Raw genomic sequence first — 9,299 nt, forward strand, 5'->3', positions numbered from 1 at the left:
CCTCTAGGAAGCCGCTGGCAGCCGAGCAAACCGCACCGGCAGCGCCCCGTGTCGCACCTCGACCCGGGCACCGCGCGGCAGGTCGATCACCCGGCGGCCGTCGCACCACATCACAGCGCCCTTGCTCGCCGTGTCGTCGCCGTTGGGTTGCAGCTCCAGGGCCAGGAGTGAGTGGGGGGAGACCACCAGGGGGCGGGCGAACAGGGCGTGGGCGCTGATCGGGACCAGTAGCAGGGCGTCCAGGTCTGGCCAGACGATTGGGCCGCCGGCTGAGAAGTTGTAGGCGGTGGAGCCGGTCGGGGTGGCGAAGATGACGCCGTCGCAGCCCCATTTGGACAGTGGGCGGCCGTCGATCGAGACCAGTACCTCCAGCATGCGTTCGCGGGAGTACTTTTCGACGCTGGCCTCGTTCAGTGCCCAGGAGCGGTCCACGACCTGGCCGTCGAGGCGGACCTCGACGTCCACGGTCATGCGCTCCTCGACCGTGTAGTCCCGGGCCACGATCCGGTCCACGACGAAGGCCAGGTCCTCGTACTCGGCCTCGGCCAGGAAGCCGACGCGGCCCAGGTTCACGCCCAGGAGGGGGACGCCGGCGGTGCGGGCCACCTCGGCGCCGCGCAGCATCGTGCCGTCGCCGCCGAGGACCACCACCAGTTCGATGTCCTCCAGTGCCTGGGCGTCGGCCGCGCAGACCGGGGCGTCGGTCTCCAGCTCCCCCGCCTCGCCGGCCAGGACCCGCACGCCGACGCCGGAGGCGGACAGGCGCGCGACGGTGTCGCGCGCGGCGTCCAGGGCCACCTGTCGGCCGGTGTGGACGACCAACAGCACGTTGCGCTCGCCGTGTCCCATCAGTTCAGTCCCCAGACCCTTCGTTCACGATCGATCCAGCAGCACTCTTCTGTCCAGCAGCGCTCATCGGTCCAGCAGCGCTGTCAGCATCCGGCGCGGGCTCCGGTGTGGAGTCCGCGTCGAACCGGCCGTCCCCGGCCGGGCCTTCCTCGATGGCCCGTGTCAGTTCCTCCTCGCGCAGCGGCGGCGCGTCGGCGCGCAGCCACAGGAAGTACTCCACGTTGCCCGCCGGTCCCGGCAGCGGGCTGGCGGCCACGCCGCGCACGCCGAGCCCCGCCTTCGCCGCGGCGGCGGCCACGTCCCGCACCGCCTCGGCGTGCAGGGCGACGTCGCGCACCACGCCTCCGGAGCCCAGCCGCTCCCGGCCGACCTCGAACTGCGGCTTGACCATCAGGGTCAGGTCCGCCTCCGGGGTCGCGCAGGCGGCCAGCGCCGGCAGCACCAGCCGCAGTGAGATGAACGACAGATCACCCACCACGAGTTCCGCCGGGCCGCCGATCATGTCCGGGGTCAGGTCGCGGACGTTGGTCCGGTCCAGCACGGTGACCCGCTCGTCGGTGCGCAGCGACCAGGCGAGCTGGCCGTAGCCGACGTCCACGGCCACCACGTGCGCGGCGCCGTTGCGCAGCAGCACGTCGGTGAAGCCGCCGGTGGAGGCCCCGGCGTCCAGGGCGCGGCGGCCGGCGAAGCTCAGACCGTGCTCGGCGAAGGCTGCCAGCGCCCCGGCCAGCTTGTGCCCGCCGCGCGAAACGTAGTCCGCACCCAGTCTGGGCTCGGCGACCACGATCGCCGCGGCCGTCTCCACCTGGGTCGCGGGCTTGCTCGCGCTCTGCCCGCCGACGGTGACCCGGCCGGCCTCGATCAGCTCGCGCGCCTGCTCCCGCGAGCGGGCCAGGTTGCGGCGTACCAGCTCGGCGTCCAGGCGGCGCCGCGGCGTCACCGCGGGCCCTGGGCGCCCGCGGGCTGCTCGGACAGGATCGCGCGCAGCTCGGTGTGGACGGCGTCGTAGACGTCGGCGTGCTCCGGCAGCGGAGTGCCTGGCAGCGCGGCCAGGCGGTCCAGGGCGTCGTCCACCCGCCGGTCGCCGGAGTGCTCGTAGTCCACGTGGAAGTCGGCGGGTTCGGCGCCGTCCTGGAAGGCGGTCGCCGGCGCGCCGGCCTCCCCCTCCGGTCGGCCGTCCGTCTCGAACTCGTCCATGGTCGCGCCGCTCGCCTTCGGTTGTCGGTTGTTCACTACGAACGCTATCGCGCGGACCCCCCGCGGCGCCGACTCCGGCGCCGAGCGCGACCGGCGCACCGGCACCGTCTTGACGGCGCCAACGAACTACGACAAGCTGTAGCAGAACCGGATGGCCGCCGCGAAGACGCCGCGAATTAACAATGCCGCCAGATATTACACAGTTTACCTCTCAGGATTCCCTCATGTAGCGATGAGACCCTGGTCAGGGCGTCGCCTGACGGGCATCCGCTGTTAACTCACAAATCTTTCGAGTGACATTCATGCGCCGTCCATATCCGCTAACGTATGCGGCTGTCGCGAAGATTTCCCTCGCGGCGACACCCCTGGAAGCGCGTGAGTCCTGCCGCGGCGCCGGCGTCGGAGCATAAGGAGTATCGCTGGCATGGCGATGGTGGACGACGGTCCCTGGATCGACCGTTTGACAACGTCTTACAAGCCGTGGAGCCGACGCCGGGCCGCCGCCTGGTGGATGGCCGCGGCGGTCCTGGTCTTCGGGATCGGGCTGATAGCCGGCAAGGGCGGGAACCCGCTGATAGACCTGAAGGTCTACCGGGACGGCGGGATCTCCTTCATGAAGAACCTGCCGCTGTACACGACCGCCTTCCCGCGGCCGCTGGCCGGGCCGAACCTGCCGTTCACCTACCCGCCGTTCGCGGCCGTGGTGTTCAGCGTGCTGGGATTCCTCGGCTACTACCTGGCCGCGATCCTGATGGTGGCGATCGGGTTCACCGCCCTGACCTGGACCTTCTACCTGGTGCTGCGCAGCCGCGCCGGAGCCCGGTTCCTGCCCGAGCCCACGCCCCGGGTGCTGGTCACGCTGACCCTGCTCAGCCTGGTGATGGAGCCGATCAGCAGCACCTTCCTGCACGGGCAGATCAACCTGCTGCTGATGGGCCTGGTCGTCACCGACGCGCTCGGCCCGAAGACCCGGATCCCGCGCGGCGTGCTGGCCGGCATCGCCGCGGCGATCAAGCTGACCCCGGCGGTGTTCCTGCTCTACTTCGTCGCGCGCCGGCAGTGGAAGACCGCGTCGAACATGGCCGCGGCCTTCGTCGGCGCCACCTCGCTGAGCTTCATCCTGGCCCCGCGCGACAGCAGGGCCTACTGGACCGAGACGGTCTTCGACCCGACCCGCATCGGCGACCTCGGATACGCCGCCAACCAGTCGCTGCGCGGCGGCCTGCACCGGCTCGGCGGGCTGCCGGGGCTGGCGATGTCGGTCAAGACCGAGGAACACCTGTGGCTCGCGCTGTCGATGGCCGTCATCGCCCTGGCTTACCTCGGGGCGCGCCGGGCGATCCGGCACGGCGACCCGGTCTGCGCGCTGGCCGTGGTGGCCGCCTGCCAGCTGCTCATCTCCCCGGTCTCCTGGTCGCACCACTGGGTGTGGATCGCCCCGATGCTGCTGCCGTTCGCGATCCAGATCGTCCGCGCCCGGGAACGGCTGAAGATAGCCGGCCTGGCACTGCTCGCCCTGGTGTTCCTGATCGGCCCGCTACTGCTCTTCCCGGTGGACCACGGCCTGGAGATGCACTGGGGCTGGTGGGAGAACGTCATCGGCGACGCCTACCTGCTGATCACGCTGGCGTTCGTGGTCTGGGCCGCGGTGACCCGGCGGAACCGGCCGGCACCGGTGGCCGCCGGACTCCCGGCGGCGCGCGTGCCGGCGGTCGCCGACGCCACGCTTACACCGGCCGACGTGCGTTAGGGTCACGCGAGTGGCCACCATCGAGCAATGCCGGGAAGCGCTGAAGGAGTTCGCCGGGAATCTCGGCGACATGGACGACTCGAACAAGAAGCTCGTGCGGACCGTGAGCCTCAAGGTCCCGGACCTGGACGTGACCTTCCACGGCACCCTGCGCGAGGGGACCCTGGAGGACGTCACCACCGAGCCCCGGGACCGCGCGCAGATCCGGCTCACGATCAACAGCGACGATCTGGTCTCGCTGGTCGCCGGGCAGCTGAACTTCGCCGCGGCGTGGGCTCGGGGGCGGGTGAAGCTGGAGGCTTCGTTCTCGGATCTGCTGCGGCTGCGCAAGTTGCTGTGAGCCGGCCGAGCTCCCGGTGCTCAACAAACCGGCAGTCCTGCCTGTAAGTTGGTCGGCGTGACCACACGCCGCACCCAAGAGGAGCGCTCCGCCACCACCCGCCGGCTGCTGCTCGACGCGACCGTCGAGTGCCTGGTGAAGCACGGCTACGCCGGGACCACCACGATCCGGGTCTCGGAGCTAGCCGGGGTGTCGCGCGGGGCGCAGGTGCACCACTTCGCGACCAAGGACGAGCTGGTGGTGGCCGCGGTCCGGCACCTGGCCGAGCAGCAGGCCGATCTGGTGCTGGCCCGGCCGGACCTGATGGCCGGGTCGACCGATCCGGTCGGGGACGCGCTGGAGCTGCTGTGGAAGGCGCATCAGGGCCCGACCTTCGACGCCGCGATCGAGTTGTGGGTGGCCGCCCGGACCGACCCGGAGCTGCGGGAGGCGACGACCGCGTTCGAGCGGGCGCTGACCGGGCGGCTCATGGAGGTCTCCAAGATCTTGTTCGGGGCGCGGGTGGCCGCGCTGCCCGACTTCCAGCTGCGGCTGTTGACCGCGCTGGAGGCGATCCGGGGCCTGCGGATGGTGTCGTTCCTGCACCCGTATCCCTCCGCACGGCTGGATGAGCGCTGGCAGAGGTCGAAGGCACTGCTGCGGCCGCTGTTCGAACAGGCAGCTTGACGCGATACCTGATACACCATCAGAAGAATTCCGCCGCCACCAGGAGGGGTGCATGGCCGGGCCGCTACAGGGACTGAAGGTCGTGGAGATCGCGGGCATCGGGCCCGGGCCGTTCGCCGCGATGCTGCTCGCCGACCTCGGCGCCGAGGTGATCCGGGTGGACCGGCCCGGCGGCGGCGGATTGTCGATGGGCGACCGGGACGTGCTCAACCGGGGCCGGCGCTCGGTGGCCGTGGACCTGAAGCACCCCGGCGGCGCCGAGGTGGTGCTGCGGCTGGCCGAGCAGGCGGACGTGCTGATCGAGGGCTACCGGCCGGGCGTGGCCGAGCGGCTGGGCATCGGCCCCGAGGCCTGCCTGGCCCGCAACCCGGCACTGGTCTACGGCCGGATGACCGGCTGGGGCCAGGACGGGCCGCTGGCGCCGCGGGCCGGGCACGACATCGGCTACGTCGCCGTCACCGGCACCCTGCACGCCATCGGCCGGGCCGGCGGCCCGCCGCAGGTGCCGCTGAACCTGGTCGGCGACTTCGGCGGCGGGTCGATGTATCTGGTCGTCGGGGTCCTGGCCGCGGTCTGGGAGGCGGCCCGCTCCGGCCGCGGGCAGGTCGTGGACGCCGCGATCGTCGACGGCACCGCGCACCTGTCGGCGATCCTGCACGGCTTCGTCAGCCTGGGCCTGTGGCGCGAGCAGCGCGGGACCAACCTGCTGGACACCGGGGCGCCGTTCTACGACGTCTACGAGACCGCGGACGGCGAGTACATGGCGGTCGGCGCGATCGAGCCGCAGTTCTTCGCCGAGTTGGCGCAGCGGCTCGGGATCGCCGACCGGGCGCCGGAGCAGAACGACCGCGAACGCTGGCCGGAACTGCGGGCCCTGATCGCGGACGTGTTCCGGAGCCGGACCCGCGCGCAGTGGACCGAGGCGTTCGAAGGCAGCGACGCGTGCGTGGCCCCGGTGCTGTCGGCGAAGGAGGCCGCGCAGCACCCGCACCTGGCCGCCCGCGGCACGCTCGTGGAGCGCGACGGGCTGACCCAGCCGGCCCCCGCGCCCCGGTTCTCGCGGACCTCAGCGGAGCTGGGACTGCCGCCGTGCGCGGCCGGGGCGCACACCCGGGAGGCGTTGGCCGCGTGGGGGTTCGAGGACGTGGACGCCCTGGTCGAGGCCGGGGCTGTGATCCAGGGCTGATTCAGTCCTGTGACGCGGGGTTGAAGCAGCCCCGTGGCGCGGGGCTGTCTCACCACGGGGCTGTCTCAGCCCAGGCTGACCTTGATCACTTGCGAGGACGGGAAGGCGACGGTCCCGTGCTCGTTCTTCGCGAACACCCAGCCCGCGGCGAACGCCACGGAGTTGACCGGATAGTCGCCCTCATCCACCAGCACGACACGGACCGCCGGACGCCATTCGAGTTCCTTCATGCCGCCAGCCTCGGCAACCGGCCGTGTTCCGGCGACATGGCGGGTCCAGGCAGGGGACGCGTTCGTGACGCGCTCGCGCTCGCGCTACGCCAAGCGCGCCAGCGCGTCCTCCATGTCGACCGGCCCGCCGTACTCCCACACCGCCGCGCACATCGCCCGCAGCGCGTCCATCTTGTCCCCGTGGCCGTGCAGCACCAGCTGCTCGGACACCACCGCGGCGGTCCAGCGCGCGCAGACGAAGTTCACGCCCTCCCGGATCGGGGCGACGTGCGAGGTCAGCAGGCCCCGCAGATCCTCGGCGATATAGCTGGGACGCCGGTCGGCCGGGGCGGCGAGCAGATCGCGCGGCGTGGTCACGCCGGTGAAGACCAGCAGGCTGTCGGTGTGCCCGCGCACCGCGCCCTCGATGTCGGTGTCCAGCCGGTCGCCGACGATCAGCGGCCGGGTGGCGCCGGAGCGCAGGATCGACTCCCGGTGCAGCGGCAGCTCCGGCTTGCCCGCGACCTGCGGGACGGCGCCGGAGGCGGCGCGCACCGCGGCGACCAGGGTGCCGTTGCCCGGGGCGATGCCGCGGGCGCTGGGGATGGTGGTGTCGGTGTTGGTGGCGATCCAGGTCACGCCGCGGCGCACGGCGTAGGTGGCCTCGGCCAGGTCCTTCCAGCCCAGGTCGGCCGAGAAGCCCTGCACCACGATGTCGGGCAGGTCGTCGGCGGAGGCCACCGGCTTCAGGCCCAGCTCCAGCACCGCCGCCATCAGCCCGTCGCCGCCGATCACCAGGACCCGGCCGCCGTCGCCGACGCAGGCGTGCGCCATCCGGGCCGCGGCCTGCGCCGAGGTGACGACCTCGGCCGCGGCCGCCGGGACGCCGAGTTCGTTCAGGTGCTCGGCGACCGCCTCCGGCGTGCGCGAGGCGTTGTTGGTGACATAGGCGCGCCGCATGCCGCGTTCGGCGGCCGCGCGCAGGGCCTCGGCGGCGTGCGGCACCGCGTCCGCGCCGCGGTAGACGACGCCGTCCAGGTCCAGCAGCGCCGTGTCGTACGCCTCGGCGAGCGGCTTCTGCGAGGTCAGCAACGGCAGGGGCGCGGCGTGGCCGGCGTCCCCGGGACGGTCAGCGGTCTCAGCGGTCACACCACTATCTGATCACACTCGCCGGCTCAGGTGTCGGCCAGCCCCTTCTTGCCGGTCTGCTCCCGGAGCGTGGACCGGGCGGCGCGCAGGGCGTTGGCATAGTGACGGATCTCCGGACGCATCGCGGCGGCGGCGGACAGGTGCTCGACGGCGACATCCATCTGGCCGAGTTTGGCCGCGGCCAGGCCCCAGCCGAATTGTGCGTAGTCGTCATCGGGGCTCACATGTGCGAGTTGCGCGAAACTCTCGACAGCCTGCTCGTACAGTCCGCCGTCGAAGTGCGCGCGGGCCAGCGCCTCCAGCACCGGCGCCGAGTCGGGGGTCTTGAGGGCGACCTTGGTGAGCAGCTGCGCCGCGGCTGCCGGGTCACCGGCCTCCAGCAGCTGGACGCCTTGCCGGTACCAGTCGGCAGCTTCTCCGGTCGGCTCGCGGGTACCGTCCTCGGCGTCGTACTCGCCGTATCGCTCAGACATCAGATCCTCCGTCGTACTCGGCTCCCGCTAACGGCTCCCCATCCGTGACACCTTGTTGCCGTGTTTCCTTTCCACCCTCCGCCTACGTCATGCCACCGTCCGAATCCATAAGATGCCTGCATGGCACTCAGCGATCCGCAGGCACTGCGAATCCTCCCCTTCCGAGGGCTGCGGTTCGCTCCGGATCGGGTCGACGACCCGTCGGCGGTCACTTCGCCACCGTACGACATGATCGGTCCGGATGAGGCCAGGCGATTGGCCGACACCGAGGAACACAACGTCGTGCGGCTGATCCTGGCCGCGCCCGAGGAACTGGCCGGCGGGCCCGGCGCGCCGGCCCGCTACCACCGGGCCGCCACCTCGCTGCGGGCCTGGATCGACGACGGCGCGCTGAGCCGGGACGCCGAGCCGGCGCTGTATGTCTACGAGCAGATCGGCCACGGCTTCCGGCAGCGCGGGCTGATCGGCCTGGTCAAGTTGGACGACGCCGATCCCGGTGCCGACGGTTCCGCGCCGGCGGCGGACGCCGAGCCGTCCCCGGTCCGCCGCGCGATCCTGCCGCACGAGGCCGTGACCGACTCGGTGGTCGCCGACCGGCTGGCCCAGATGCGGGCCACCGAGGCCCACATCGAGCCGATCCTGCTCACCTACCAGGGCGACCGCACCGTCTCGGACCTGCTGGACCAGGTCGCCGACCGGACCGAACCGCTGACCTCGACCACCACCACCGCGGACGGTACCCAGCACCGGCTGTGGGCCCTGTCCGACCCGGCCGCCGTCCAGCGCGTCGCCGCCGACCTGCTCTGGCACCGGGCCCTGATCGCCGACGGCCACCACCGGCACGCGGCCTACCGCAGGCTGCGCGCCGAGCGCGGCGGCCCGGCCGAGTACGGCCTGGCGCTGCTGGTCGACGCCGGCCGCTACCCGCTGAGCCTGCACGCGATCCACCGCGTCCTGCCGCACGTCCCGCTGGCGACGGCGGCGGTGCAGGCCGGCAAGGTCTTCGCGGTCCGCGAGACCGCCGACCCGCACCACGCCCTGGACGCGATCCCGGTCGGCGAGCACGCCTTCGTCCTGTCCGACGGCAGCACGCACTACCTGCTCACCGCCCCCGACCCGGCAGCCCTGGCCGAGGCCGTCCCGGCCGACCGCCCCGAGGCCTGGCGCGCCCTGGACGCCACGGTCCTGCACCACGTCCTGGTCGAGTCGATCTGGCAGCTCCCGGACACCCCCGAGGAAGTCCGCTTCGACCACGACCCCTACCACGCGGTCGCCGAGGCGGCGCGCATCGGCGGCACCGCGGTCCTGCTGCGCCCGACCACCGAGGAGGTGGTCCGGCAGCTGGCCGGGGCCGGGGTGCTGATGCCGCGCAAGTCGACGGCGTTCGGGCCGAAGCCGGCCACCGGGCTGGTGATGCGGTTGCTGACGGAGGAGGACGTCGCAGGACACGGATGACTCGGGGGGCGGGACAGCTCAGGGC

Annotated in this window: 11 protein-coding genes; 5 read left to right on the forward strand and 6 right to left on the reverse strand. The window is 72.3% G+C overall.

Features of this window, described 5'->3' with window-relative positions; translation table 11 throughout:
• Positions 1-3 precede the first annotated feature (3 nt).
• Genes IZR01_RS45425 through IZR01_RS45435 form a run of 3 tightly spaced genes read right to left on the reverse strand, consistent with a single transcriptional unit; the run spans position 4 to position 2,082 of the window.
• Complete coding sequence (locus tag IZR01_RS45425) at positions 4-849, reverse strand: NAD kinase (protein WP_194927450.1); 846 nt, start codon at positions 847-849, stop codon at positions 4-6.
• 4 nt (positions 850-853) lie between these two features.
• Positions 854-1,789 carry a TlyA family RNA methyltransferase gene (locus IZR01_RS45430; RefSeq protein ID WP_323746691.1) on the reverse strand — a complete coding sequence of 312 codons (936 nt, stop codon included), beginning with the start codon at positions 1,787-1,789 and terminating at the stop codon, positions 854-856.
• Positions 1,786-2,082: a hypothetical protein gene (locus IZR01_RS45435; RefSeq protein ID WP_194898946.1), complete on the reverse strand. Its 297-nt coding sequence runs from the start codon at positions 2,080-2,082 to the stop codon at positions 1,786-1,788. The genes IZR01_RS45430 and IZR01_RS45435 overlap by 4 nt, the downstream gene beginning before the upstream one ends.
• 388 nt (positions 2,083-2,470) lie before the next feature.
• Here IZR01_RS45435 and IZR01_RS45440 point away from each other — a divergent pair, with 388 nt between their 5' ends.
• The 4 genes from IZR01_RS45440 to IZR01_RS45455 are packed head-to-tail and all read left to right on the forward strand — an operon-like array spanning position 2,471 to position 5,988.
• Positions 2,471-3,796 carry a glycosyltransferase 87 family protein gene (locus IZR01_RS45440; protein WP_194927451.1) on the forward strand — a complete coding sequence of 442 codons (1,326 nt, stop codon included), beginning with the start codon at positions 2,471-2,473 and terminating at the stop codon, positions 3,794-3,796.
• Positions 3,797-3,806: 10 nt separating this feature from the next.
• Positions 3,807-4,136, forward strand: coding sequence for an alkyl sulfatase C-terminal domain-containing protein (locus IZR01_RS45445; RefSeq protein WP_194898943.1), 330 nt, complete (start codon positions 3,807-3,809; stop codon positions 4,134-4,136).
• Between the two features lie 57 nt (positions 4,137-4,193).
• Positions 4,194-4,802 (forward strand): TetR/AcrR family transcriptional regulator, encoded by a 609-nt coding sequence (locus IZR01_RS45450; protein ID WP_194898942.1) that lies wholly within the window; start codon positions 4,194-4,196, stop codon positions 4,800-4,802.
• Between the two features lie 52 nt (positions 4,803-4,854).
• A complete protein-coding gene (locus tag IZR01_RS45455; protein WP_194927452.1) occupies positions 4,855-5,988 on the forward strand; it encodes a CaiB/BaiF CoA transferase family protein in 1,134 nt (377 codons plus the stop codon).
• Between the two features lie 65 nt (positions 5,989-6,053).
• Here the strand turns inward: IZR01_RS45455 and IZR01_RS45460 are convergent, their stop codons facing one another.
• The 3 genes from IZR01_RS45460 to IZR01_RS45470 form a co-directional block, all read right to left on the reverse strand.
• The gene (locus IZR01_RS45460; protein WP_194898940.1) at positions 6,054-6,218 is read right to left on the reverse strand and encodes a hypothetical protein; all 165 of its coding nucleotides are present in this window, start codon (positions 6,216-6,218) and stop codon (positions 6,054-6,056) included.
• Between the two features lie 84 nt (positions 6,219-6,302).
• Positions 6,303-7,295 (reverse strand): HAD-IIA family hydrolase, encoded by a 993-nt coding sequence (locus IZR01_RS45465; protein WP_369125436.1) that lies wholly within the window; start codon positions 7,293-7,295, stop codon positions 6,303-6,305.
• Positions 7,296-7,372: 77 nt separating this feature from the next.
• Positions 7,373-7,819: a tetratricopeptide repeat protein gene (locus IZR01_RS45470; protein WP_194898938.1), complete on the reverse strand. Its 447-nt coding sequence runs from the start codon at positions 7,817-7,819 to the stop codon at positions 7,373-7,375.
• Positions 7,820-7,939: 120 nt separating this feature from the next.
• On the opposite strand from IZR01_RS45470, the gene IZR01_RS45475 reads away from it, so the two are divergent.
• Entirely contained in the window at positions 7,940-9,274 is a 1,335-nt protein-coding gene (locus IZR01_RS45475) for a DUF1015 family protein (RefSeq protein ID WP_194927453.1), read from the forward strand.
• Positions 9,275-9,299 lie beyond the last annotated feature (25 nt).

The sequence above is a fragment of the Catenulispora pinisilvae genome (assembly GCF_015356865.1).
Classification (GTDB): Bacteria; Actinomycetota; Actinomycetes; order Streptomycetales; family Catenulisporaceae; genus Catenulispora; species Catenulispora pinisilvae.

Excerpts from the sequence above, each read along its gene's own strand:
- IZR01_RS45470 (WP_194898938.1), bottom strand. The coding sequence starts at position 7,819 with ATGTCTGAGCGATACGGCGAGTACGACGCCGAGGACGGTACCCGCGAG.
- IZR01_RS45440 (WP_194927451.1), top strand. The coding sequence starts at position 2,471 with ATGGCGATGGTGGACGACGGTCCCTGGATCGACCGTTTGACAACGTCT.
- IZR01_RS45475 (WP_194927453.1), top strand. The coding sequence starts at position 7,940 with ATGGCACTCAGCGATCCGCAGGCACTGCGAATCCTCCCCTTCCGAGGG.
- IZR01_RS45425 (WP_194927450.1), bottom strand. The coding sequence starts at position 849 with ATGGGACACGGCGAGCGCAACGTGCTGTTGGTCGTCCACACCGGCCGA.
- IZR01_RS45455 (WP_194927452.1), top strand. The coding sequence starts at position 4,855 with ATGGCCGGGCCGCTACAGGGACTGAAGGTCGTGGAGATCGCGGGCATC.
- IZR01_RS45460 (WP_194898940.1), bottom strand. The coding sequence starts at position 6,218 with ATGAAGGAACTCGAATGGCGTCCGGCGGTCCGTGTCGTGCTGGTGGAT.